The sequence below is a fragment of the Pseudomonas sp. NPDC085632 genome (assembly GCF_044541255.1).
Classification (GTDB): Bacteria; Pseudomonadota; Gammaproteobacteria; order Pseudomonadales; family Pseudomonadaceae; genus Aquipseudomonas.
Map to the genome: position 1 here is coordinate 48,928 of NZ_JBITSX010000017.1, position 25,121 is coordinate 74,048.

21 protein-coding genes and 1 pseudogene are annotated in these 25,121 nt (G+C 59.7%); 16 read left to right on the forward strand and 6 right to left on the reverse strand.

Annotation, left to right across the window (positions count from 1 at the left end; translation table 11 throughout):
• Window positions 1–52 precede the first annotated feature (52 nt).
• On the reverse strand, window positions 53–934 hold the full coding sequence (locus tag ACIF4X_RS13815; protein ID WP_397482565.1) for a LysR substrate-binding domain-containing protein: 882 nt from the start codon (window positions 932–934) through the stop codon (window positions 53–55).
• 234 nt (window positions 935–1,168) lie between these two features.
• Here ACIF4X_RS13815 and ACIF4X_RS13820 point away from each other — a divergent pair, with 234 nt between their 5' ends.
• Window positions 1,169–1,933 (forward strand): sulfite exporter TauE/SafE family protein, encoded by a 765-nt coding sequence (locus ACIF4X_RS13820; protein WP_397482566.1) that lies wholly within the window; start codon window positions 1,169–1,171, stop codon window positions 1,931–1,933.
• Here ACIF4X_RS13820 and ACIF4X_RS13825 read toward each other — a convergent pair.
• Window positions 1,923–2,237 (reverse strand): putative quinol monooxygenase, encoded by a 315-nt coding sequence (locus ACIF4X_RS13825; RefSeq protein ID WP_397482567.1) that lies wholly within the window; start codon window positions 2,235–2,237, stop codon window positions 1,923–1,925. The genes ACIF4X_RS13820 and ACIF4X_RS13825 overlap by 11 nt on opposite strands.
• 184 nt (window positions 2,238–2,421) lie before the next feature.
• Here ACIF4X_RS13825 and ACIF4X_RS13830 point away from each other — a divergent pair, with 184 nt between their 5' ends.
• From ACIF4X_RS13830 to ACIF4X_RS13860, 7 genes are all read left to right on the forward strand, one after another.
• The gene (locus ACIF4X_RS13830) at window positions 2,422–3,012 is read left to right on the forward strand and encodes an NAD(P)H-dependent oxidoreductase (RefSeq protein WP_108226487.1); all 591 of its coding nucleotides are present in this window, start codon (window positions 2,422–2,424) and stop codon (window positions 3,010–3,012) included.
• Between the two features lie 108 nt (window positions 3,013–3,120).
• Complete coding sequence (locus ACIF4X_RS13835) at window positions 3,121–4,032, forward strand: LysR substrate-binding domain-containing protein (RefSeq protein ID WP_397482568.1); 912 nt, start codon at window positions 3,121–3,123, stop codon at window positions 4,030–4,032.
• A gap of 103 nt (window positions 4,033–4,135) precedes the next feature.
• On the forward strand, window positions 4,136–5,029 hold the full coding sequence (locus ACIF4X_RS13840; protein WP_397482569.1) for an NAD-dependent epimerase/dehydratase family protein: 894 nt from the start codon (window positions 4,136–4,138) through the stop codon (window positions 5,027–5,029).
• Between the two features lie 340 nt (window positions 5,030–5,369).
• Entirely contained in the window at window positions 5,370–6,719 is a 1,350-nt protein-coding gene (locus ACIF4X_RS13845; RefSeq protein ID WP_397482570.1) for a GntP family permease, read from the forward strand.
• 16 nt (window positions 6,720–6,735) lie between these two features.
• A complete protein-coding gene (locus ACIF4X_RS13850; RefSeq protein ID WP_077570951.1) occupies window positions 6,736–7,596 on the forward strand; it encodes a MurR/RpiR family transcriptional regulator in 861 nt (286 codons plus the stop codon).
• A gap of 1 nt (window position 7,597) precedes the next feature.
• Window positions 7,598–9,055: an amidohydrolase family protein gene (locus ACIF4X_RS13855; RefSeq protein WP_397482571.1), complete on the forward strand. Its 1,458-nt coding sequence runs from the start codon at window positions 7,598–7,600 to the stop codon at window positions 9,053–9,055.
• Between the two features lie 198 nt (window positions 9,056–9,253).
• Entirely contained in the window at window positions 9,254–9,622 is a 369-nt protein-coding gene (locus tag ACIF4X_RS13860) for a glyoxalase superfamily protein (protein ID WP_397482572.1), read from the forward strand.
• 253 nt (window positions 9,623–9,875) lie between these two features.
• Here the strand turns inward: ACIF4X_RS13860 and ACIF4X_RS13865 are convergent, their stop codons facing one another.
• Both ACIF4X_RS13865 and ACIF4X_RS13870 read right to left on the reverse strand, forming a co-directional pair.
• Window positions 9,876–10,241, reverse strand: coding sequence for a DUF6124 family protein (locus ACIF4X_RS13865; protein ID WP_322845836.1), 366 nt, complete (start codon window positions 10,239–10,241; stop codon window positions 9,876–9,878).
• 519 nt (window positions 10,242–10,760) lie between these two features.
• Entirely contained in the window at window positions 10,761–11,777 is a 1,017-nt protein-coding gene (locus tag ACIF4X_RS13870; protein ID WP_397482573.1) for an AraC family transcriptional regulator, read from the reverse strand.
• 211 nt (window positions 11,778–11,988) lie between these two features.
• Between ACIF4X_RS13870 and ACIF4X_RS13875 the strand changes: the two genes are divergently transcribed.
• The 8 genes from ACIF4X_RS13875 to ACIF4X_RS13910 all read left to right on the forward strand — a co-directional run bounded on the left by ACIF4X_RS13875 (window position 11,989) and on the right by ACIF4X_RS13910 (window position 22,876).
• Complete coding sequence (locus ACIF4X_RS13875; RefSeq protein ID WP_397482574.1) at window positions 11,989–13,584, forward strand: FAD-binding oxidoreductase; 1,596 nt, start codon at window positions 11,989–11,991, stop codon at window positions 13,582–13,584.
• A gap of 5 nt (window positions 13,585–13,589) precedes the next feature.
• Window positions 13,590–15,182: a glycerol-3-phosphate dehydrogenase/oxidase gene (locus ACIF4X_RS13880; protein ID WP_397482575.1), complete on the forward strand. Its 1,593-nt coding sequence runs from the start codon at window positions 13,590–13,592 to the stop codon at window positions 15,180–15,182.
• Between the two features lie 20 nt (window positions 15,183–15,202).
• Window positions 15,203–16,771, forward strand: coding sequence for an FGGY-family carbohydrate kinase (locus ACIF4X_RS13885; RefSeq protein WP_397482576.1), 1,569 nt, complete (start codon window positions 15,203–15,205; stop codon window positions 16,769–16,771).
• 230 nt (window positions 16,772–17,001) lie between these two features.
• Window positions 17,002–18,291 carry a phospholipase gene (locus ACIF4X_RS13890; protein WP_397482577.1) on the forward strand — a complete coding sequence of 430 codons (1,290 nt, stop codon included), beginning with the start codon at window positions 17,002–17,004 and terminating at the stop codon, window positions 18,289–18,291.
• Window positions 18,292–18,341: 50 nt separating this feature from the next.
• Window positions 18,342–20,300 (forward strand): DUF1302 domain-containing protein, encoded by a 1,959-nt coding sequence (locus ACIF4X_RS13895; protein WP_397482578.1) that lies wholly within the window; start codon window positions 18,342–18,344, stop codon window positions 20,298–20,300.
• A gap of 164 nt (window positions 20,301–20,464) precedes the next feature.
• Window positions 20,465–21,838: a DUF1329 domain-containing protein gene (locus ACIF4X_RS13900; protein WP_397482579.1), complete on the forward strand. Its 1,374-nt coding sequence runs from the start codon at window positions 20,465–20,467 to the stop codon at window positions 21,836–21,838.
• A gap of 157 nt (window positions 21,839–21,995) precedes the next feature.
• Window positions 21,996–22,349, forward strand: a complete 354-nt coding sequence (locus ACIF4X_RS13905; RefSeq protein WP_228759094.1) for a type II toxin-antitoxin system HigB family toxin — start codon at window positions 21,996–21,998, stop codon at window positions 22,347–22,349.
• Window positions 22,350–22,402: 53 nt separating this feature from the next.
• Window positions 22,403–22,876 (forward strand): type II toxin-antitoxin system HigA family antitoxin, encoded by a 474-nt coding sequence (locus tag ACIF4X_RS13910; protein WP_007911534.1) that lies wholly within the window; start codon window positions 22,403–22,405, stop codon window positions 22,874–22,876.
• A 146-nt stretch (window positions 22,877–23,022) separates the two neighbouring features.
• On the opposite strand, the gene ACIF4X_RS13915 is transcribed toward ACIF4X_RS13910, so the two are convergent.
• Both ACIF4X_RS13915 and ACIF4X_RS13920 read right to left on the reverse strand, forming a co-directional pair.
• A complete protein-coding gene (locus tag ACIF4X_RS13915; RefSeq protein ID WP_371748303.1) occupies window positions 23,023–23,886 on the reverse strand; it encodes a methyl-accepting chemotaxis protein in 864 nt (287 codons plus the stop codon).
• Window positions 23,881–24,942, reverse strand: a pseudogene (locus ACIF4X_RS13920) (methyl-accepting chemotaxis protein); the annotation flags it as partial. The pseudogene ACIF4X_RS13920 and the gene ACIF4X_RS13915, both read right to left, overlap by 6 nt.
• Window positions 24,943–25,121 lie beyond the last annotated feature (179 nt).

Genomic DNA, 25,121 nt, shown 5'->3' on the forward strand with positions numbered 1-25,121 from the left:
GTGTACTCCTGAAATGAAGCGCACAGGATAGAGTCTGCCCCTAGCGGTAGAGTCAAGGCACCAGCGCATCAAACAAGGCCCGGGCGTAACCGGGCAGGTGATCGAAGTCCCGCGCGCACAGTTGCAGAGTGCGATGCGCCCAGACTTCGTCCAGCGGCCGGCACGTTACCGAGTGCACCGCCGCCCAGCGCTCGATGGCCACTTTGGGCACGATGGCCAGCCCCGCACCTCGCGCGACCATGCGCATGACGCCTTCGAAGCCATCGGCACGGATCCGGATCGACATGCGCTGGCCGATGTGCAGCGCTTGTTCCTCCAGGTGAATCGCCAGCGCGCTGCGGCTGCCAAGCGCGACATAGTCGTGCGCCAGGGTTTCACCAAACGTCAGCGACGACCGACTCACCAAAACATGGTCAGGGGGCAGGATCAGCACCAAGGGATCGTCGCGAAAGGGCCGGGTTTGCAGACCGTGGGTGTCGACCGCGTCGGAGACGATCCCCAGGTCCGCCGCACCTTGGCGCAGGGCGTGCGTGATGCGCGCGCTGGGCAGTTCCTGCAAGTCGATGTCGAGATTGGGATGACCGCGCAGGAAGTCCGCGAGTACTTCCGGCAGGTATTCGGTGATCGCCGTAGTGTTGCATAGCAAACGCACCTGGCCTTTGACGCCTTGTGCGTAATCGGCGAGATCCTGCTGCAGGCGTTCGGCTTGTTGTAGAAGGATGCGCGCGTGGTGGGCGAGGGCTTTGCCGGCCGGCGTCGGCGTGACGCCGCGGCGGCCGCGTTCGAGGAAAGCGATGCCGAGCGAGGCTTCCATCGCACGGATTCTGGCGCTGGCGGCGGCCAGGGAAAAATGGCTGCGCGCCGCGCCGGCGGTGATGTTGCCGGTATCGAGGATGTGCAGGTAGAGGCGCAGGTCGGTGAGGTCGAAGTGCATGATTGGCAGCCTCTGGTTTTTGTGGTGTCTGGGCTAACCCCATCGCTGGCAAGCCAGCTCCCACAGGTTTCAGTGTTGATCTCAAAATGTGTGAACAACAAAAATACGGTGGGAACTGGCTTGCCAGCGATGAGGCCAACAGCTTCAAAGAATATTTCAGCCTCTTGTAGGAGAAGAGGCAGCCTCAGTATATGGCAGATTTCCAGCCAGCCCGGACTGGCGCACAGTAGCGCCATGAACACGCTCACAGACTTCTACCAACACCTCGGCCTTGCCCTGTCTTTGCTGGTCATGATGACCTTCATCCTTGCCGGTCTGATCAAAGGCGTAATCGGCCTCGGCCTGCCCACGGTCGCCATGGGCATGCTCGGTCTGGCTATGGCGCCGTCACAGGCTGCGGCATTGCTGATCATCCCGGCAACACTGACCAACGTCTGGCAACTGGCTTTTGGCGGGCACTTGAAAGGACTGATCAAACGCCTTTGGCCGATGCTGCTGATGATCTTCCTCGGCACCGGCGTCGGCACGTTATGGATCGGTATGGCGGGCGGGCATTGGGTGGTGCGCGGGTTGGGCGCGGCGCTGTTGCTCTACGCGTTGAGTGGATTGTTTTTGCCAACACAGCGCATCCAGCCGCGCCATGAAACCTGGCTCGGCCCCGTGAGCGGTTTGATCACCGGCGTCATCACCTCAGCCACCGGCGTGTTCGTGATTCCTGCGGTGCCATACCTGCAAGCGCTTGGCTTGAGTCGCGATGAATTGGTCCAGGCGCTGGGCCTGTCATTCACCGTTTCGACGTTGGCACTGGCCGCAGGATTGCTCTGGCGTGGCGCCCTCGGTGGCGGCGAACTCAGTGCGTCGCTGCTGGCGCTGATCCCGGCCATTCTGGGTATGTTGCTCGGCCAATGGCTGCGCGAACGCATTAGCGCCGTGCTGTTCAAGCGTGTGTTTTTCATCGGTCTGGGCGTGCTTGGCGCCCATCTGCTGATCAGCGGTTAGCCGAGGCCTCGCTGAGCATTTCGATCTGGCGGATATCAAAATCACGCTCCAGATAATCCATGCGTCGCTCAAAGAACGCCTTCATGTGCGGCAGATTCGAATGCACATCCAGGTGCGCTTGCGACGCCCAGATCTCGTAGAAGATAAACAGCGTTGGATCTTCTTTATCGCGCAGCATGTGGTACTCGATGCAACCCGGCTCCGCGCGGCTCGGCTCAACGTAAGCGCGAAACAACGCCTCGAAGGCTTCGGCTTTTTCCGGGTGGGTCTTGGCGTGCAGGATAAAACCCAGGCGTTCACTCATCACAACAACTCCTCAAATGCAGATGGCTGCGGATGCTATGGCAATAATCGCCATTCGATTCGTGCTTTTCAGTCAAATGTATTTTGCGCAATCAGGCCTTATTCCGCGCGAGGCGGATCGCTAATCTGCCGCCATTCCATTTTCCCTTCTCCACCCAGCCCACTGGCTGCGCCGAGGCTTTCTCATGAAAAAAGTGCTGTTGCTCAATGGCGGTAAAAAATTTGCTCACTCCGACGGTCGCTACAACACCACCCTGCACGAAGCCGCGCTGAGCGTGCTGGATCGCGGCGGGGTCGACGTCAAGACCACCTTCATCGACGAGGGCTACGACGTTGCTGAAGAAGTGGCGAAATTTCTCTGGGCCGACGTGATCATTTATCAGATGCCTGGCTGGTGGATGGGCGCGCCGTGGACGGTGAAAAAGTACCTCGACGAAGTCTTCACCGAAGGCCACGGCAGCCTTTACGCCAGCGATGGCCGCACCCGTTCCGACGCCTCGCAGAAGTACGGCAGCGGCGGCCTGATTCAGGGCAAGCAATACATGCTGTCGCTGACCTGGAACGCACCGCAGCAAGCCTTCGATGACCCGACTGATTTCTTTGAAGCCAAAGGTGTGGATGCGGTGTACTTCCCGTTTCACAAGGCCAACGAGTTTCTCGGTATGACCGGTTTGCCGACGTTCCTCTGTGTCGACGTGATGAAACGGCCGAACATCGAAGGTGACGTGGCGCGTTATGAGCAGCATTTGACCGAGGTGTTTGGTCTCAAGGCCTGAAGGGTTTCGGGCTACTATCGGTGGTAACAGCAAAAGATCGCAGCCTGCGGCAGCTCCTACAGCGCGTTGCAGTCATCTGCGATCTTGGCGATCTCAAAGAGGACACCCGTGAAAGCCAGATCCGATGAGTTGCAGATTTTCGTCTGCGTGATCGAATGCGGTTCGATTTCCGCCGCCGCCGAACAGGTCGGGCAAACGCCGTCGGCGGTCAGCCGCACGTTGTCGAAGCTGGAAGCCAAGCTCGACACCACGTTGATCAACCGCACCACGCGGCGCATGGACCTGACCGAGGAGGGCAAGTATTTCTTCGAGCAGGCCAAGCTGATTCTCGATCAGATGGATCAACTCGAAGAGCGCCTGTCCTCGCGCCAGCAAACCCCGTCCGGGCGCCTGCGCATCAACGCCGCATCACCGTTCATGCTTCACGCGGTGGTCCCGTACATCGACGAATTCCGCCGTCTCTATCCGGACATCCAGCTCGAACTCAACAGCAATGACCTGATCATTGACCTGCTGGAACAAAGCACCGACATCGCCATCCGTATCGGCACACTCGCCGATTCGACGCTGCACGCGCGTTCGCTCGGTTGCAGTCCGCTGCTGATCGTCGCCAGTCCCGCCTATCTGGAAAAACACGGCGCGCCGCAGCAAGTCGCCGATCTGAGCGAGCACACCTTGCTCGGCTTCACCCAGAACGAAGGCCTCAACCAATGGCCGCTGCGCTACGTCCACGGCGACCGCTGGCCGATTACCCCGGCGATCAGCGCTTCCAGTGGCGAGACCGTGCGTCATCTGGCGCTGGAAGGGCAGGGCATTGCCTGCCTGTCGCACTTCATGACCATCGATGATCTTCGTGCCGGGCGCTTGAAAGTCCTGCTTGGCGAGTTCAACAGCGGTTATCGCCAGCCGATCAACGCCGTGTACTACCGTAACTCGCAACTGGCGCTGCGCATTCAGTGCTTTCTCGACTTTATCCAGAGCAAACTCGCTGCTTACGCCAGCGCCGATTTCAAGGGCTGATTCGTGACCTCTGCGCAAGAGTGAATTGGCCGAGGGCGGGTTTTTCCCTCGGACCCACGGGCAGATACTCGTCCCATCACTTATTCACGCAGGGAGTTTCTCCATGAACGTATTCATCACCGGCGCTGCCGGTTTTATCGGCGGCTCGATCGCCACCGGTCTGGTTCAGGCCGGTCATAAAGTCACCGGTCTGGTGCGCAGCGCCGAACAGGCTGCTGAGCTCCAGGCACTCGGCATGACTGCGGTCATCGGCACCCTCGACGACAAAACACTGCTCGCCGAACAGGCTCGCGCTGCCGACGCAGTTATCAACGCCGCCAGCAGTGACCATCGCGGTGCAGTTGAAGCGTTGCTCGATGCCTTGCGCGGTTCCAACAAAGTGTTCCTGCACACCAGCGGTTCGAGCATCGTCGGCGATGCGTCGGGCGGCAAGTCCAGCGACATCGTCTACTACGAAGACAATCTGCCGGAGCCGACCGTCGACAAGGCTGCGCGTGTGGCCATCGACAATCTGATCCTCGCCGCGGCAAAGGATGGCGTGAATTCTGCCGTCATCTGCAACACGCTGATCTACGGCCACAGCCTGGGCGTCAATCGCGACAGCGTGCAACTGCCGCGACTGCTCAAACAAGCACGCAAAAGCGGCGTAGTGCGCCACGTCGGCCCTGGCCAGAACATCTGGTCCAACGTGCACATCGAAGACGTCGTCGCCCTGTATCTGCTGGCACTGACCAAGAACGTACCGGGTACTTTCTACTTCGTTGAGAGCGGCGAAGCCTCGTTCATCGACATGACCACCGCCATGGCCGAAGCCCTGAATCTCGGCCAACCACAAGACTGGCCACTGAAAGACGCCGAAGCCGAATGGGGCTACGAAATGGCCAACTACGGCCTCGGCTCCAACAGCCGAGTGCGCGGCAAACATGCGCGCGAACTGCTGGGCTGGGCACCGAAGCGTACATCGGTGGTTGAATGGATTCGTAACGAAATGGTGTGAGTCGTCCACCAACTCCCACAGATTTTGCGCATCCTCTCTGGAGGAATGCGATCAAAACTGTGGGAGCGAGCCTGCTCGCGAAAGCGGTGGATCAGTCGGCAGAGATGTTGAATGTGAAGCCGCCTTCGCGAGCAGGCTCGCTCCCACATTGGTTTCCCGTTCACCGAAAGACCATGTAAATCCTGCCCCGCGATTTTCATTAATCACGACAAGACATATCCATCAGCGACACGCCTTACCTCTCCACGAAAATTACTTTCATGCGGTTTGAAATCTCGATCTCGAAATGATTTATGAGTTTCACAACCCATTCGAACGTGACCCTTTCGAGGAGTACCGCATGACGCCTTCCTTCGGCTATTGGCTGCTGGTCTATGCCGCCGTTGCCATCATTGCGCTGATCGTGTTGATCGCCCGTTACCGGCTCAATCCGTTCATCGTCATCACCCTGATTTCCATTGGTCTTGCGCTGGTCGCGGGGATGCCGCCGTCGGGTGTGGTGGGGGCGTATGAGGCCGGGGTGGGCAAGACGCTGGGGCATATTGCGCTGGTGGTCGCGCTGGGCACGATGCTCGGCAAGATGATGGCCGAGTCCGGTGGCGCCGAGCAGATGGCGCGCACGCTGATCGACAAGTTTGGCGAGAAGAACGCGCATTGGGCGATGGTTTGCATCGCGTTTCTGGTCGGTCTACCGCTGTTCTTCGAAGTCGGTTTCGTCTTGCTGGTGCCGATTGCGTTCACCGTGGCCCGGCGCGTCGGCGTGTCGATTCTGATGGTCGGTTTGCCGATGGTCGCCGGCCTGTCGGTGGTGCATGCGCTGGTGCCGCCGCACCCGGCGGCGATGCTTGCGGTGCAGGCCTATCAGGCGTCGGTCGGGCAGACCTTGCTGTATGCGATTGCCATCGGTATTCCGACCGCGATCATCGCCGGCCCGTTGTACGCCAAGTTCATCGTGCCGCGCATTCAACTGCCGACGGATAACCCGCTGGAAAAGCAATTTCTCGACCGCGAACCGCGCGACAAACTGCCGGGTTTCGGCATCACCATGGCGACCATTCTGTTGCCGGTGGTGTTGATGCTGATCGGCGGCTGGGCCAACCTGATTTCTACGCCGGGCAGCGGCTTCAACCAGTTCCTGTTATTCATTGGCAACTCGGTGATTGCGCTGCTGCTGGCGACCTTGTTGAGTTTCTGGACGCTGGGTATCGCCCAGGGTTTCAACCGCGAATCGATCCTCAAATTCACCAACGAATGCCTGGCACCCACCGCCAGTATCACTCTGCTGGTGGGCGCTGGCGGTGGCTTGAACCGCATTCTGGTGGATGCAGGCGTGACTGATCAGATCGTCGGCCTCGCTCATGAATTCCACCTGTCGCCGCTGATCATGGGCTGGCTGTTCGCCGCGTTGATGCGCATCGCCACCGGTTCGGCGACCGTGGCCATGACCACTGCGTCCGGCGTGGTCGCGCCAGTGGCCATTGGTCTGGGATATCCACACCCTGAGCTGTTGGTGCTGGCGACCGGTGCTGGCTCGGTTATCTTTTCTCACGTCAACGACGGCGGCTTCTGGTTGATCAAGGAATACTTCAACATGACGGTCGCGCAGACGTTCAAGACCTGGACCGTGCTCGAGACGCTGATCTCGGTAGTCGCGTTCGGCCTGACCGTCGGCCTTTCTTACCTGCTGTAACCGGAGCCCGCCGCCCATGGACATCCTCTACCAGATCCGCGCACGTCAGGATTCCTTCAGCGCCGGAGAAGGTCGCATCGCCCGGCTGATGCTCGACGACGTCGGTTTTGCCGCGAGCGCCAGCCTCGAAGACCTCGCGCAACGCGCCGAAGTCAGCACCGCCACGCTGTCGCGTTTCGCCCGCACTGTCGGCTGCCGCGACCTGCGTGATCTGCGCCTGCAACTGGCACAGGCCAGCGGCGTTGGCAGCCGTTTTCTCGACCCGGCGGGCACGCCTGAGCAGTCGGCGTTCTACGGGCAGATCGTCGGCGACATCGAAACCACGCTGCGCCAGCATCTGGCCGGATTCGACGAGTCACGCTTCGCCGACGCAGTGAAACTGCTCGGCCAGGCACGAATGATTCACGCCTTCGGCATGGGCGGTTGCTCGACCCTGTGCAGCGATGAATTGCAGGTACGCCTGGTGCGCCTCGGCTACCCGATTGCGGTGTGTCATGACGCGGTGATGATGCGTGTCACCGCCGCCAGCCTGAACGCCGAGCAAGTGCTTATCGTCTGTTCGCTGACCGGCATCACCCCGGAGCTGCTCGAGACCGTGGAACTGGCGCGCAACTACGGCGCACGCATTCTGGCGATCACCCGCGCCGATTCGCCGTTGGCGCAACTGGCCGACATCGTCCTGCCGCTGCAAGGCGCAGAAACCTCGTTCATCTACAAACCGACGGCGGCGCGCTACGGCATGCTGCTCGCCATCGACGTGCTCGCAACCGAGCTGGCGCTGGCCAATCCTGAAGACAATCAAGAACGTCTGCGGCGGATCAAACTCGCCCTCGACGAATACCGTGGCGGCGACGATCACCTGCCGCTGGGAGACTGACATGCTGTACGACACCCTGATTCGCAATGCCCTGATCATCGATGGCAGCAACACCCCCGGTTACCGCGCTGACGTGGCGATTCGCGATGGCCGCATCGAGCATATCGGCGACTTGCACGATGCCACGGCGACCGAAGAAATCGACGCGGCCGGTCGTGTGCTGGCGCCCGGTTTTATCGATGTGCACACCCACGATGACACCGTGGTGATTCGTCAGCCAGAGATGCTGCCCAAGCTCAGTCAGGGCGTGACCACGGTGATTGTCGGTAACTGCGGGATCAGCGCGTCGCCAGTCAGTCTGAAAGGTAATCCGCCGGATCCGATGAATCTGCTCGGCACGGCGGCGGCATTTGTTTATCCACGCTTCAGCGATTACCGCGCGGCGGTCGAAGCGGCGAATACCACGCTGAACGTGGCGGCACTGATCGGCCATACGGCGCTGCGCAGTAATCATCTGGATGACCTGTTCCGCACCGCGACCCCGGATGAAATTACCGCGATGCGTGAGCAGTTGCGCGAAAGCCTTGAGGACGGCGCGTTGGGTTTATCCACAGGTCTGGCGTACGCCAGCGCCTACAACGCCTCCACCGATGAAGTGATGCAACTGACCGAAGAACTCACGGCGTTCGGCGCGGTGTACACGACCCATCTGCGCAGCGAATTCGCCCCGGTTCTGGAAGCGATGGATGAGGCTTTTCAAATCGGCCGTCACGCTAAGTCGCCGGTGATCATTTCCCACCTCAAATGTGCCGGTGTCGGTAACTGGGGGCGCAGTCCGCAGTTGCTCGCCTCATTGGAAGAAGCCGCGAAAACCCACCCGGTCGGCTGCGATTGCTATCCGTATGCAGCAAGTTCTTCGACACTGGATTTGAAGCAAGTCACCGACGCCCACCGCATCACCATCACCTGGTCGACGCCGCACCCGGAAGTCAGCGGCCGCGACCTGATCGACATCGCTGCGGAATGGAATCTGCCGTTGCTCGACGCCGCCAAACGCCTGCAACCGGCGGGCGCGGTGTACTACGGCATGGACGAGGCGGATGTACGGAGAATCCTCGCGCATCCGTTGTCGATGGTCGGTTCTGACGGACTGCCGGAAGATCCGTTCCCGCACCCGCGTCTGTGGGGTGCTTTCCCACGGGTGTTGGGACATTTCAGCCGCGACGTCGGGCTGTTTCCGCTGCACACCGCCGTACACAAGATGACTGGGCTGTCGGCCGCGCGATTCGGACTGAAGGAGCGCGGTGAAATTCGTGAAGGCTATTGGGCGGATCTGGTGTTGTTCGACCCGGCGACGGTGCGTGATGTGGCGGACTTTCACGACCCGCAACGTGCGGCGTTGGGCATCGACGGTGTTTGGATCAACGGTGTTCTGAGCTATCGCGACGGGCAGGCGAATGGTCGCAGGAAAGGGCGGTTTCTCGCACGCGATGGGAATTTACGCGACGGGTTTAAGTGATTCTGCTGACGTCAAAAGATCGCAGCCTTCGGCAGCTCCTACATGGGAATGCGACCTTCTGTAGGAGCTGCCGAAGGCTGCGATCTTTTGAACTGTGTCTCATAGTGGCACTGTGCAATTAAAGAAACGCCAGCCCAAGCCGAATTGCTGACATCCACCCCGTCTACACTGTGGGGCCAATCAGTCAGGGAGCACCCCATGAGCTTCGGCAAAACCACCCCGATTCTGCGGATCTTCGATGAAGCCAAGGCTGTCGAGTTCTACGTCGATTTTCTGGGTTTCAAGATCGACTGGCAGCATCGTTTCGAGGCGAATTTTCCGTTGTATCTGCAGGTGTCGCGTGGCGAGTGTGTGTTGCATTTGTCCGAGCATCACGGCGATGCGTGCCCAGGTTCGGCGCTGCGCATCGAGACCGATGAGCTGGAGGCGTTTCAGGAGCAGTTGGTGGCCAAGGATTACAAATTCTCGCACCCGGGCATTCAGGCGATGCCGTGGGGGAGTCAGGACATGACGATCGTTGATCCGTTTGGTAATCGGCTGGTGTTTACCAATGCGATTTGTCTCTGAAGCGAAAAGCCCCTCACCCTAACCCTCTCCCGGAGGGAGAGGGGACTGATTGTGGGATGCTTTCGAGTTACGTCGACCTGAATATGCTTTGCTGAATCCATAATCGACTCGGTCGTTCAGGTCGATGTACAACGCCAGACACTTCGGTCGGCCCCCTCTCCCTCCGGGAGAGGGCTGGGGTGAGGGGAAAAATCGCAACCCAGACAAATAAGCCCGCTGCCGAACCACCAAGGTCTGACAGCGGGCTTTTTCGTCACTCGGTCGGCACTAACTTGTCCAGTATGCGATTAACCGCCAGCTCCGCTAGCATCACCACTTGAGCGATGCCTTGCAGGGTTTTGCGGTGCGTGCCTTCGACCATCGCTGCGTGGTTATGCAGCATCACGGTGGCCGAGCCGAGGGTTTCACTGGCATCGACCAGCAGCGACTCGGTATCGGCTTCGGGGTCGGTCATGTACAGCTTGTTGGGTTTGTAGGGCGCGGCCATGATCTCGGCGGTTGGTGGTCCGAGGTAATGGTCGAGGGCGCGCTCGGCGGCTTCGTGGAATTTCTTTGAGTCGGGGGATTCGTACGGGGAGCCCGGGTCGGTGACCGGTGGGTTTGGCGTTACTTTGAACATTGAGTCTTTCTCCAGAAGAGCCGCAGCCATCTCGCTACTAAACGAGAGGGGTGGCAGCTGTGCGCAAGTTAGTAGACCGGCAGAAGACTCAAGATCCGGCGCACCCGAAGATGCCATGCGCACAGCTACCATCAAGTGCAAGCGAAAGCCCGACTGGATGATTCTTGTGCAACCGTAAGTCAACTAATCCGGGCTACTAAACCCGATCACTGGGAATCAGTGACCCGATTGAAGTTACGCAGCAAGCCCTGGGCGCACAAGCCGGCGGATTCTGGCTTAGGCGTAGGTTACGGCGCAAGGATTTGTGGGCTGTTTCGCGTAACGCTGAGTGTCCTTAAACACCTGTGATGCGGGATGTTTATTGCGCTCAAGTATCGAAGATTTACCTGTAGGCATTGTGGGCTGCAACTGACGCCATCGCTGGCAAGCCAGCTCCCACAGGTTTACGTGCAAGCAATCGATTTTGTGGACGACTCGGACACTGTGGGAGCTGGCTTGCCAGCGATGAGGCCGGAACAATCACCCGCGATGCATCTGCCGAAACTCCCCCGGCGGCATCCCGCGACGACTCTTGAACGTGCGGTGAAACGACCTCGGTTCGGTAAACCCCAGATACTGCGCAATGTCCTGAATCGGCAAGGCGCTATTGAGCAAATAATGCTCAGCCAGTTCCTGGCGCAAATCATCGAGAATTTGCTGATACGACGTCCCCGCCTGATGCAACTGCCGCTGCAACGTCCGCACGGAAACGGCGAGCTGTTCGGCGACCTGCTCCTTGCGCGGCAAGCCTTCCTTGAGCAACTGGCGCAGGATGTTCTTCACCTGCTGCTCAAGCGACGCATCCTCCAGCGTCGCCATCAATCCCAGCGCATGTTCTTCCAGTGTGCGCAGTAACTGCGCATCTGCCTGACGCAACGGTAACTGCAAATACGCCAGCGGCACGACCAGCGCCGAATACGGCTGATCGAACAACACCGGGCAATCGAAAAACTGCTCATATTGCGCCAGCGTCACCTCGTCCGGGCGGGCGTGCTCCAGCCACACAGCTGCCGGCGACATCTGCGTATCAGCGATCCAGCGTGCATAGTGCAGCCAGGAGCCGAGGACGTTTTCCACCAGGTGGCGACGAATCCGTGGACGCTGATAACGGCAGGTCCAGATCAGATGCACGTGGCCATCCAGCACCTCGGCGCGACTGACGCCCATGTCGCCCACCAGTTTCTCGAACGGCATGATCCGGCTCATCGCATCGCCCAGCGTCGCGCAGTTCATGGTGATGTAGCCGAGCACACTCCACGAATTGGGCAGGACGAAATTCGCCGCGTTAAGCCCGAACAGCGGATCGCCCGAGTGTTCGCAGAAATAATCCAGCAAGCGTTCATGCGCTTCACCGGGCAAACGCAGGGTGTTGTCGCTCAACTGCTGCGCCTGCAAACCCGCCGCCGCCAACGCAGGCTCGATGGCCATGCCCAGTTGTTCGGCATGGCGCAGGTACTTGAGCAGCGGCGGAACCGAGGTGAAGCCGAGCGATTGCATGATCCCATTCCTTTGATCAATGGCGGCGGAGGCGGACGAATAGCCTGAAAGGTAATTTGAAACCCCGACTAAAGTAAATGGCTGACGCTTGCGCGACGTTTGACTCAATTGGCTACACGAACTGGCCGGATACGACCGTGACACTTGGCGGCCGCTGGCTAGTATGGAGGCCTGAAATATCACTGATTCGACGGCAAAAAAGGACACACGCATGCGACGCTGGAACGGCTGGGGAGATGCAACCACGGTGGTCGAACTGCCGGCCCAGGGCGCGGAGTTTCTTCATGAACGCCTGGGCGAGGGGCGCGCGCTGCCCGATGCGACCCTTGAAGCAGCATTGGCGCGTGTGCCGGCCTCGCGGTTGTCGGCGCACACTTTGTACAGTATCGATGCTCATGATCGTTTGTTGCATGCGCGGGGCCAGAGCCTGCCGGACTGGCTGGCGTTGCGCGAAGGTGCGCTGGGCAATTATCCCGACGCGGTGGCGTTTCCCGAGACCGCTGAACATATTCGCCGATTGCTGGCGCTCGCCCATGAACAGGACTTGTGTCTGATCCCGTATGGCGGCGGCACCTCGGTGGCCGGGCACATCAATCCGCCGGATTCAGCGCGGCCAGTGGTGACGGTGTCACTGGCGCGGATGAATCGCCTGATCGACCTCGATGAACAGAGCCTGCTGGTAACGTTCGGCCCCGGTGCGAGTGGCCCGCAGGTGGAAAGTCAGTTGCGTGCGAAAGGCTACACGCTCGGGCATTTCCCGCAGTCGTGGGAGTTGTCGACGTTGGGCGGTTGGGTGGCCAGCCGTTCCAGCGGTCAGCAGTCGTTGCGCTATGGCCGGATCGAGCAATTGTTTGCGGGCGGCACCTTGGAAACCTTTGCCGGGCCTTTGGAAATTCCAACGTTCCCAGCCTCAGCGGCGGGCCCTGATCTGCGCGAAGTGGTGCTGGGTTGCGAAGGCCGGTTCGGGATCATTTCCGAGGTCAAGGTGCGGGTCAGCGCATTGCCTGCCGATGAACGTTTCTATGGCGTGTTTCTGCCCTCTTGGACCAAGGCCCTGCAAGCCATCCGCCAATTGGCCCAGGCACGCGTACCGCTGTCGATGCTGCGCCTGTCCAACGCCGTGGAAACCGAAACGCAACTGGCGCTGGCCGGTCATCCGCAACAAATCGCCTGGCTGGAAAAGTACCTGAAGTTAAGGGGCGCGGCGGAGGGGAAATGCCTGCTGACCTTCGGCGTCACCGGCAATCGCCGACAAAATGCATTGTCGCTGACGCAGGCGCGGCAGCATCTGAAGGCCTTCGGCGGCGTGTTCACCGGTACTTTGCTCGGCAAGAAATGGGCGCAGAACCGCTTCCGTTTCCCCTACCTGCGCGAGAACCTGTGGAACGCCGGTTACGTGGTCGACACCCTCGAAACCGCCACCGACTGGAGAAACGTCGACAACCTGCTCAACCGCATCGAAAACAGTCTGCGCGAGGCCTTGGCCGCCGAAGGCGAACGCGTGCACGTGTTCACCCACCTGTCCCACGTCTACGGCGAAGGTTCGAGCATCTACACCACTTACGTATTTCGCCCAGCGGCGGATTACCCGGCGACGCTGGCACGCTGGAAAGCGCTCAAACACGCGGCCAGCCAGACCATCGTCGACAACCACGGCACCATCAGTCACCAGCATGGCGTCGGCAAGGATCACGCGCCGTACCTGTTGCGTGAGAAGGGCGCACTGGCGATGGACACCTTGCAGGCGTTGAGCAAACACTTCGATCCGGCCGGGCGCCTCAATCCCGGCACGCTGCTGCCGGAGTGACGGCCATGAGTCAGCAATGGAACGCCGCGTGGCGCCAGCAGATTCTGCCGACGCTGGCCGAGGAAACCTGGGATCTGATCGTCATCGGCGGCGGCATCAGCGGCGCCGGAATCCTGCGTGAAGCGGCGCGTCGTGGCTGGCGCTGCCTGCTGCTGGAGCAACGCGATTTCGCCTGGGGCACCTCCAGCCGTTCTTCGAAAATGGTCCATGGCGGTTTGCGTTACATCGCCAAGGGCCAGTGGCGCCTGACTCGTGATTCGGTGCGCGAACGTCAGCGCTTGCTCGACGAAGCGCCGGGGCTGGTCGAGCCGATGAGTTTCCTGATGCCGCACTATCGCGGCGGCTTTCCCGGGCCACGGGTGTTGGGTGGTTTGCTGAGCGTGTACGACGCCTTGGCGGGACGGAGCAGCCATCGCTTTCATGATGCGCAACAACTGCGTTATCTGGCGCCGGGCGTGAGGGAAAACGACTTGCTCGGTGGCACCTGTTTTGTCGATGCGCTGACCGATGATGCGCGGCTGGTGATGCGTGTGTTGAGCGAGGCGCGGGCCGAGGGTGCGGTCGTGGTCAATGGCGTGCGCGTCGAACATCTGTTGCGTGAAAACGGGCGAGTGTGTGGCGTTCAGATCGAGGATTGCGAGGCCGGTTCGTCACTTCAATTGCGCTGCGGTGTTCTCGCTGTGGCGACTGGCGCGTGGGCTGAGCGTCTGCGGCCGACTGAGGCAGCACGGCAATTACGGCCATTGCGTGGCAGCCATTTGTTGCTGCCGGGTTGGCGTTTGCCGGTGGCGCAGGCGTTTACTTTTCTGCATCAGCGTGATCGTCGTCCGGTGTTCGTTTTCCCATGGGAAGGCGCGACGGTGGTGGGCACCACGGACCTTGATCATCGTGAGGATCTGGATCAGAGCGCGAGCATCAGCGCTGGAGAACTCGACTATCTGCTGGCCGCCTGCACGCAACAATTTCCCGGCGCAGAAGTGACGGCGAATGATGTGCTGTCGACCTGGTCCGGCGTGCGTCCGGTGGTGGGCAGCGCAGGTGCGCATCAAGACAAACCGTCGAACGAAACACGCGAGCATGTGCTGTGGCAGGAGCCCGGTTGCGTGACACTGGCCGGCGGCAAACTGACCACGTTCCGCCCGCAGGCCATCGAAGTGCTCAAGGCCTGCGCGAGCATGCTGGACCGTCCCTTTGTCGATGACGCCGCGCCGGTGTTTGCCGCAGTCCCTGCGCTGGCGATTCCTGAGTTGAGCAGCTATCAGTGGCGACGTCTGGCCGGAAGGCATGGCCGAGAGCTGCCAAGGCTGGCGCAACTGATCAAAGACGTCGGCCACGACACGGTCGGCGCCACGGATACGTTGTGGGCGGAATTGGCCTTCGCCTGCGAGAGTGAAATGGTTCTGCACCTGGATGATTTACTACTGCGCCGCACGCGTCTGGGCCTGCTGTTGCCTCGCGGTGGCGAAGAGTATTTCGCCGCCATCCGCCCACTCTGCCAGCCACGACTGGCCTGGAGCGACGAGCACTGGCAGCAGGAAATTCAGCGTTATCGGGCGTTGTGGCAACGCCATCACGGTTTGCCGGATGCCACGCCTTGATGCCCCTTGAAGAGAGCTCCATGGATAACCACCCGAACAAGCGTTACCTGCTGGCCATCGACAACGGCACCCAGAGCGTGCGCGCGCTGCTCTTCGATTTGCAGGGCAATCTGCTCGGCAAAGGCAAGGTCGAACTGCAGGCGTATTACTCGACGCAACCGGGCTGGGCCGAGCAGGATCCGGAGTATTACTGGGCGAAACTCGGCGAGGCTTGCCAGCAAGTGTGGGCGCAGACCGGCATCGACCGTTCGCAGATTGCCGGCGTTTCCCTGACCACTCAGCGCGGCACGGTGATCAATGTCGATGCCGAGGGCAAGCCATTGCGCCCGGCGATTCTGTGGCTCGATCAGCGTCAGAGCGAAGTCGAAGGCGGCATCAAAGGGCCGTGGGGCTGGTTGTTCAAACTGGTCGGCGCACAGGCCACTGTGGATTATTTTCGTGCCCAGGCTGAGGCGAACTGGATAGCAAAACACCAACCTGAAGTGTGGGCGGCGACCGACAAGTTTTTGTTGCTGTCGGGGTTTCTCACTCATCGACTGTGCGGGCGCTTTGTCGACTCGGTAGGGTGCTGCGTCGGCTATCTGCCATTCGACTTCAAAAGGCTGAAATGGGCTGCACCGAGTGACTGGAAATGGCAGGCGCTGGCGGTACGTCCGGAGCAATTGCCGACCCTGCACAAACCCGGTGAAACCCTCGGCTACATCACCGCTGAAGCGGCTCGCCATACGGGCATTCCCGAAGGCTTGCCGCTGATTGCTGCCGGCGCCGACAAAGCGTGCGAAGTGGTCGGGTCCGGCGTGGTCGATGCGAGCACGGTGTGCCTGTCCTACGGCACTACGGCGACGATTACCAGCACCCGCTCGCGCTATTTGGAAATCGTCCCGTTGATCCCGCCGTACCCCTCGGCGGTGCCCGATCAGTACAACTGTGAGGTGATGATTTATCGCGGTTACTGGATGGTCAGCTGGTTCAAGAACGAATTCGGTTTGCGCGAGATGCAACAGGCCAAAGAGCAGGGCATCGAGCCGGAGCAGTTGTTTGATGCGCTGGTTGAGGCGGTCCCGCCGGGCTCGATGGGTTTGATGCTGCAACCGTACTGGTCGCCGGGGATTCGCGAGCCGGGTGTCGAGGCGAAAGGCGCGATGATCGGCTTCGGTGATGTGCATACTCGTGCGCATATTTATCGGGCGATTCTTGAGGGGCTGGCGTATGCGTTGCGCCAGGGCATGGAGAATATCGAGCGGCGTTCGAAGGTCTCGGTCAAGCGTTTGCGCGTTGCTGGTGGTGGTTCGCAGAGTGATGCGGCGATGCAGCTGACGGCGAATATTTTTGGCCTGCCGGCGGAGCGTCCGCATGTGTATGAAGCGTCGGGTCTGGGCGCGGCGATTTGCTGTGCGGTGGGGTTGGGACTGCATGCGGATTTTCCCTCGGCGATCGCGGCAATGACTCGCGTCGGTACGGTTTTCACCCCGCAGCCCGAAGCGCAAAAAATCTACGAACAACTGTACAAAGACGTGTACCTGCGCATGTACCGCCAGCTTAAACCGCTGTACCAGAGCATCCGCAAAATCACCGGCTACCCCGCCTAAAAAGCACACCACAAATCCCCCTGTAGGAGCTGCCGAAGGCTGCGATCTTTTGATCTTGTTTTTCAAGATCAACGTCAAAAGATCGCAGCCTTCGGCAGCTCCTACAGAAACCGTATTGCGATTCGATGTGGCGCCATCGGAGACTTTTTCTGGTGAGATCGGACAGTGTCACCAGCGGGGTCGGTTGTTAGGCTCACCCCCCACGGCACCTCCAATAAGAACGAAAAGCAATGAAGCTGACTTTCCTCCTGTTGCTGCTTTGTGCAACGGCCCCGAGCGCCTGGGGCTGGTCGAACCATACGGTGGGCAGCTATCTGGCGTTGCAGGATCTGCCGGCGTTGCGTGATGCACCTGCGGTTGAAGTCGAGCCACTTGAGCAGTTTCTCACCGAGCAATATCCCGCCGTTCTGGCGCTGTTGGAGCAGCAGGAAAGCTTCGCCCGCGAGCACTTCGCTCAGTACCCGCCACGCCCCGACAATCTGAAATTGCCGGCGGTGCCGAGTGACAATTTGCGCCACGACTTTCTCACTGCGCTGCGCATCAATCCCGAGATTCATCTGGCGATGGTCATCCAGCCATTGCCCGGCAAAGACCTGCCCGAACGTGAGCATCTGCAGGCCAATCAGGTCATGGTCGAGCAGACCCTGTCACCGTGGAATCGCCAGCGCTTCATCGTCATCGCCGATCACGAAAAAGTCGCGCCACTGGCCGTGCTCGCCAGCGCCGCCGACGAGCCGGATTACGGCCACGACATCAACCTGTTCAGCGACAACCCCGGCGACGCTGGCGCGCGCTACGGCTTCGGCCCGCAACCCTTTGGTGACGAGCGTTTCCAGTACAGCTCGCAGGCGCCGTTTCATATGGGCTTCTTCCATGAAAGCGCGGTGGTGTACGCCGCTGCCGGTTTCCTTGAGCGCAGTTGGCCGGACTGGCGCGCCTATCAATACATGGGCCTGGCGCGGCTGGCGTTTGCCAGCGGTCATCCGTATTGGGGTTATCGCTTTCTTGGCTGGGGCCTGCACCACATTCAAGACCTGACTCAGCCGTATCACGCCAAGCCATTGCCGGGCGTCGATCTCGCCAGTCTTCTGTTGCTGGAAGGCAAGGCAATCGCTGGTTTCGCTGAGGACAAACAGGCCTCGATCGAACGCGTCGCCACTCGGCATATGGAAGTGGAGAAGTACCAGTCGACCTGGCTGCGGCGCTTGCTGCGCGTCGGTCAGCCGCACCCGATGCTCGCGGCTTACGCCGATGTGGCTCAGGACAAAACCTACCCGCCGTACTCGGTCGACTACCTGCGCGAAGTGGTCAGTGCCGAATCGGTCAACGACTCGGCAGCGTTCGATGAGGCCATCGGGCAGTGGCTTGAGACAGCACCGACGACCGGTGATTTCAGCAGCGGCAATCAGCTGCATCGCGAAAATTTCGACCATCCGGCACTTAACCGGCAACTGTTCAAGTTGCTGGGGCATTTCGGCTCGCACAGTCGAATCTACGTCAGCGCGGGATTGGCGCCCTAGCCCTCGCGGCAGGACAAAAAAACAATAAAAACACAGGGAAGGAGGAACACATGATCAACACTCGATTGCGCCTGACGGGCGCCGCGCTCCCCGGTGTCGGCCTGGCCGGGCTGTTGCAACTGTGCGCAGTCGATGCGGCGCACGCGGTGGAGTTCAGCTTCATGGACAAACAAGTCACCGGCTCTCTCGACACGACTTTGTCTTACGGTCGTTTGTGGCGGGTGCAGGGCCGCGACAAAACCAATGACGACGTCAACACCAACGACGGCAATCGCAACTTCGACACCGGACTGGTTTCCGAGGTGTACAAGATCACCTCCGAACTTGAAGCCAACTATCAAAACTACGGTGTGTTCGTGCGCGGCACCGCGTTTTACGACACGCAACTGATGGACAAGCGCAACGACTACTACGACAACAACAGCCCGTCGCAACCGAGCCAGAGCTACCCGCAGGACGATCATTTTACCCGCCAGACCCGCGACATCGCCGGCAGCCGCATCGAGATGCTCGACGCCTATGTGCATAGCAGTTGGGACGTTGCGCAGATGCCAGTAACGGCGCGTGTCGGCCGTCAGGTGTTCAACTGGGGCGAGGGGATTTTCTATCGCGGCGGGGTCAACACCACCAACCCGGTGGACGCCTCCAAGTACCGCTTGCCCGGCGCCGAAGTCAAGGAAGTGCTGGTGCCGGTCGAGGCGCTGAGCTTCAACATCGGCCTGACCGATTCGCTGACCATGGAGAGTTTCTACCAGACCAACTGGAAAGAAACCCGCATCGACCCGGTCGGCACCTTCTACTCGCAGACCGACTTGTTCGCCGACGGCGGCAATACCGGTTACAACAACTTCAGCGGCACAGCGCTCGATACGCCGGTGCCGGGGTTTGGCAACGTCATCGGTCTGTACAGCGCGCTGGGCAACAACCCGTTGTTGAACTCCGCCCTGCAAACCACTGGCCTGTACGCCAACGGCGTCACTCCGGCCTACGGCAACACACTGAAAGTGGCGAGCGTCGGCAAGGACTACAACGCACGCAACGATGGCCAGTTCGGCTTCGCCTTTCGCTACATCGCCGAACAGCTCAACAGCACCGAGTTCGGTTTGTACATGGTCAATTACCACGCCAAGGAGCCGACCATCGCGGCGGATCTGGGCGGCTACAAAGGCATCGACATGGATGCGCTGACTAACCTGTTGTCCGGTGTCGCCGGCAGTCAGGCCGGGGCGTTGGCCAACGGTCTGGCCACGGCTGATGTGATGGGCAATATCCAGGCACATCGGCGTTATGCCGAAGACATCCGCATGTACGGCTTCAGCTTCAACACCACGTTGGGCGAGGCCTCGGTGTTTGGTGAAATCGCTTATCGGCCGAATCTGCCGATCGGTGTCGCGGCCACTAATGATTTGATTGGCGATTTGGCCAACGGTGCGGCTGTGGCGGTGACGGGACGGTCGATCAACGTCGGCGGGCAGATGGTCAATCTCAACAGCGAGATCAACAACGCCGAGCGTGTGGAAGCATTCAACACCTCCGTCGGCACCATCTACAACTTCGGCCCGACGGCATCGTTCGACTCACTGTTCGGCATCTTCGAACTGGCCTCCGAACACCTGCGCGGCAGCAGCCTGCAATACACCGCCTACGACGGCAGTCGTCGTTACTACGCCGGCACGGGCAACTATTCCTATGTCTCCGGCGGTGATCGCGACGATCAGGTCAACCGCAATTCCTACAGCTACACGGCAATGCTCAACGGCACCTGGAACGACGTGTACGCCGGGGTCAACGTCTCGCCGTACATCGTTTACAAGGACGATTTCGAGGGCAACAGCTATCAGGCCGGCAACACCATCGAAGGGCGCAAGGCTTACACGCTGGGGATCAAGGCCAACTACCAGAACAAGCTCGAAGCCGAGTTGCAGTACACCGAGTTCTACGGCGGCGGGCAGAACAACGGCATTCGCGACCGCGATAACGTCGGGTTCAACCTCAAGTATTTCTTGTGATTGGCCGGAGCAAATCTTGCGGCACCCCGTCCCCGTGCGGGAGCGGGCTTGCCCGCGATGACGGCAGCACATTCGACATCAATGGTGGCTGACCCACCGCAATCGCTGGCAAGTCGAGTCGTCGCACCGCAGCTCCCACAGGTTTTTGTACTTTGGAGAAGATCATGGTTCGCACTTCAAGATTGACCAAGGCTTCGCTAGGGCTTGTTTTAGGCTTGGCCGCAGGCACCGCACTGGCCGCCATCACCCCACAACAAGCCGAACAACTGAAAACCACCCTGACCCCCATGGGCGCCGAGCGCGCGGGCAACGCGGCCGGCACGATTCCCGCCTGGACCGGCGGCATCGTCCAAGCCCCGGCCGGCTACAAACCGGGCCAGCATCACCCGGATCCGTACGCGGCCGACAAACCGCTGTTCACCATCACCAAAGCCAATCTCGACCAGTACAAAGCGCACCTCAGCCCCGGTCAGATCGCCCTGTTCAACAGCTACCCCGACACGTTCCAGATGCCTGTCTACCCGTCGCGCCGCTCCGGCTCGGCGCCGCAATGGCTGTACGACAACACCCTGAAAAACGCGACCTCGGCCAAGCTGCTCGAAGGCGGCAGCGGCTTCTCCGATGCCTACGGCGGCGTACCGTTCCCGGTGCCCAAGGACGGCGTCGAAGTATTGTGGAACCACATCACTCGCTATCGCGGCATCTACGTCGTGCGCCGCGCCTCGGAAGCACCAGTGCAACGCAATGGCAGCTTCGCGCTGGTGACCTCGCAGCAGGAAGCGCTGTTCAACTACTACCGCCCGAACGGCCAGTTCGCCGACCTGAAAAACATCCTGTTCTACTACCTCGCCTTTGTGAAAAGCCCGGCGCGCCTGGCCGGTGGCGCCGCACTGGTGCACGAAACCCTCGATCAACTCAAAGATGCGCGCCAAGCCTGGATCTACGACGCCGGCCAACGCCGCGTGCGCCGCGCACCGAACCTCGCCTACGACACGCCGATCGCATCCTCCGATGGCCTGCGCACCGCCGACGACACCGACCTGTTCAACGGCTCGCCGGATCGCTACGAGTGGAAGCTCAAGGGCAAACAGGAAATCTACATCCCCTACAACAACTACAAGGTCGGCAGCCCCGAGGTGAAATACGCGCAACTGCTCACCCCGGGCCACCTCAACCCGAAGTACACCCGCTATGAGCTGCACCGGGTCTGGGTGGTGGAAGGCAACTTGAAACCGGGCTCGCGGCACATCTATTCCAAGCGTGTGCTGTTTCTCGATGAAGACAGCTGGGGCGCCGCACTGGTCGATCAGTACGATGGGCGCGGGGAGTTGTGGCGGGTGTCGATGGCCTACCTGAAAAACTTCTACGACCTGCCGACCATATGGAGTGCGCTGGACGTGTTCCACGATTTGCAGGCGCGTCGTTACTACGTGCAGAACCTTGATAACGAAGAGGCGGAGACGGTGGATTTTGCGCAGCCGGTGCCGGAGGATGCGTATTTTATGCCGTCGGCGTTGCGCCAGCGTGGGACGCGGTGATGGCTGATGTCTAAGTCCACCACTGACAGAAAAAGCCCGAAGCCACTGATACATCTGGCTTCGGGTTTGTTCTGTGAAGCTAAAAATATCTGCTTTACAGATATCTGTATTTGAGATAATTTGGCCGCATGTAGGGATACCAGAACCGAAAAATTGTATGAGAGTGATCACAAAAGCGGCGGTTGCGCGGGCCATTGAGACTCATGGCCAGTGGAGAGATCCTCTCACATTGTGGCTAACCATCTTCGACAGAGCATCGCTGCGCTTCGAATCGTTTGAGAAGCTTCGTCAAGACTGGGCCAGCGCCTCAGGTTGGAACGTTGATCGTATCCCTCACTCGAAGCTGAGGCTGACGAGCAAGAAAGGTCCGCTTGATATTTACGTTTTTGATATCAAGAAAAACGAGTGCCGTGTCATTACGTGGATCAACACGAAGACTGGCACTATCTATATCAAGGACATTCTTCCCCATGCCGGATATGACAAATGGTGGAAGGGTGATGTCAAGTAGTTGGCCAGAATGAAATACGCTATTTATGTTTAACGAAAATAAAGGTGATCTCAATGAAGCGTAATAAAGTCGAAGCGACAGGACTGGATTCCTTCATAGCCGATATTTCACCCATGCTTGAGGGACTGGGCGATCAGCTAGCGACTTTGTCCAAGTTGTTGTCTGCCTGCCATGATCCGATAAAAAATGATGACGATCTGCAAGTGCGAATGGCCCTGATTGATGAGCTTTATTCCCACGCGAACACCGAGGATCATGCTGCGGCACGGTTTGCGGAGTTTGTGGCTGATCGGGTTTATGAGTACGAGAATGAAACGGTGTTGATTGCTTATTCGTCTCAATCTGAAGCGCTGGCGTTTCTGCTTTCGGAAAGAGGCGTCAAACAGAAGGACTTGTCTGAGATTGCGACCCAGAGTGCTGTTTCAGAGATATTGAATAACAAGCGAAAAATGACCGTTGCCCAGATAAAGGGATTCGCGGAGTTCTTTAAAGTGCCGGTCGAGTTTTTTATGCACGGTGTGGTTTGACGTGAAGCGGTGAAAGGCCATAACGCAATCGCGGGCAAGCCCGCTCCCACACGTCATGAGTCGAACACAACATCTGTGAACGACTCAAAACCCTGTGGGAGCGGGCTTGCCCACGATTGGTTTTTGGCTTCAGCGCGAAATCAGGATCAAACGCGGAAGTGGCTGACCATCTGCTGCAACTGACCACCCAGGCGCGCCAGTTCAACACTCGACGCTGCCGTCTCATCACTCGCCGCAGCGGTCTGTTCAGACACGTCGCGCACGTTGATGATGCTGCGGCTGATCTCTTCAGCCACGGCGCTCTGCTGCTCAGCCGCTGCGGCGATCTGCTGGTTCATCGACTGGATGTTCGACACCGTGCGGGTGATGTTTTCCAGCGATGCGCCAGCCTTGCGAGTCAGGGCGACGCTGCTGTCGGTCAGGGCGCGGCTGTTGCTCATCACGGCCGAGACTTGCTGGGTACCGTTCTGCAGACCGGCGACCAGGCCTTCGATTTCTTCGGTGGACTTCTGCGTGCGCTGGGCCAGACCACGCACTTCATCGGCAACCACGGCAAAACCACGACCCGCTTCACCGGCACGGGCGGCTTCGATCGCAGCGTTGAGCGCCAGCAGGTTGGTCTGTTCAGCCACAGCCTTGATCACGTCCATGACACTGCCGATTTTGTCGCTTTCCTGTTGCAGCACGCTCATGGCTTCGGTCGAACGCACCACTTCGCTGGCCAGACGCTCGATCTGGGCGATGGCTTCGTTGACCACTTTGTCGCCTTCACGGGCTTCGCCGTCAGCGGCGGCAGCGGCTTGCGAAGCTTCTTCGGCATTGCGCGCGACTTCCTGCACGGTGGCAGTCATCTCGTGCATGGCGGTGGCGACCTGATCGGTCTCGACCTTCTGGCTGTTCACGCCGGCGCTGGTTTGCTCGGTCACCGCCGACAATTCTTCGGCAGCGCTGGCAATCTGGGTGACGCCGTCGCGGATACCGCTGATCAAGTCGCGCAGGGTCACACCCATGCGGGCGATGCCTTGTTGCAGCACACCGAGTTCGTCGCGGCGAGTGACGGTGACGTTCTGGGTCAGGTCGCCGCTGGCGATGCGCTCGACCACGGCCAGGGTTTCTTGCAGCGGACGGGTGATCTGACGGGTGATGATCACCGCAGCAATCACGCCAACCAGCAGCGCCAGCAGGGTGCTGATCAACTGGAAGGTGCGCGCCTGGGCACTTTCGATGTCGCGACGGTCGAGCTGGATCTGATACAGCTGCTCGCTCGTAGTGACGATGGCGGCACCTTGATCAGTCATTTCCTTACGGGCCTGCACGGCGTCAGTGTTGGCGTTTTTATAGGCCATCAATGCGCTGCGGTAGTTAACCAGTGCGGTTTCCAGCTGACGCAGCGCGTCTTGCTGAGAATCGGCGAAATGCACGTTCAGTTGTTTGAGGCTGGCGATTGCGACATCCAGTTGGCCGACGGCTTTTTGTTCGGTTTCGGCGTTGGTGGTGGCGGTGTAGCCGCGCACTTCGTAGCGCGCGAGGATGAACGCTTCCTTGGCGGCGGTGATCGCCTGGAACTGTTCGAAACGCTGCTCGCTCATGTCCATCTGCTGCACGCGTTTGCTGATCGATTCGATCTGGTTGTACGCGGTCTCGGCACTCACGCTCATGCTGTCGCGGGCGCTGTTGCCGGTGCGGTAGGCATTGCGCATTTTATTCAGCGAGGTCTGGTATTCAGCAATGGTCGCTGCCTGCTCCTTGAGCAGTTTGACGTTTTCCGGGCTCTTGAAGCTGTTGATCAGCTTCTGTTGTTGCGCGGCGAAGCTTTCAAGGGTGGTCTGTACGTTTTGCGCGGCAGTTTCATCGCCATTGGTCAGCATGTATTGCAGGCGCACCACGCGCAGTTTGGTTAGACCGGCATTGAGCTGGGTGATGTCGCTCATCCAGTTGCTGCGGTCGATCAGGCCACCGAGGCTGGTCCAGCCCGTCAGGGCCAGCACGCAGGTCAAGGCCAGCACCAGGCCGAAGCCCAGGCCCAATTTCATGTTCACGCTGATGTTGCCGAACCAGCTATTCATCAAAAATCCTCCAGAAACGTTGGGTTTCTTGTCGTCGGTTAGGCTGGAAGATTGTTGTTTTTTTGAGCCAGCAAGGGTGTTAGCAGGTTTGTATCGGCCGCATTTCCCAGAGCTGAAAGGATTTTGTCCTACGGAATTTGTAACATCGGATCCCAAGACTTTTTTCACATGGGTTTCAC